The organism is Dietzia sp. CH92 (genome assembly GCF_032248695.1).
Classification (GTDB): Bacteria; Actinomycetota; Actinomycetes; order Mycobacteriales; family Mycobacteriaceae; genus Dietzia.
Map to the genome: position 1 here is coordinate 1 of NZ_JAVHXC010000031.1, position 308 is coordinate 308.

Annotated in this window: 1 pseudogene; it reads left to right on the forward strand. The window is 78.2% G+C overall.

The features are described from left to right. Nucleotides 1-308, forward strand: a pseudogene (locus RWK90_RS17320) (hypothetical protein); the annotation flags it as partial.

Below are 308 nucleotides of genomic sequence, written 5' to 3' on the forward strand. Positions count from 1 at the left end.
TACGCGCCGACGCCCTCGTCGCCGCCTTCCTCGACCCCACCATCGACCACCCCGACACCACCACCCCCACCGGGCCGAGCCCCGCCCCCACCCGCGGGCCCAGCGGCGCCACCGCCACCGGGCCCAGCGGCGCCCCAGCCGCCGGCGGTCCGTGCCCGGGCCCCGGGCGCCTGGCCACCCAGATCCGCCCCCAGATCACCGTGCTGGCACCCCTGGGCCCAGACGGCGAACCCGAGATCTACCTACCCCGCGGGGGCCCCGCCACCATCGAAGCCCTCATCGAACTACTCGCCCGCAGCGTCGGCGCC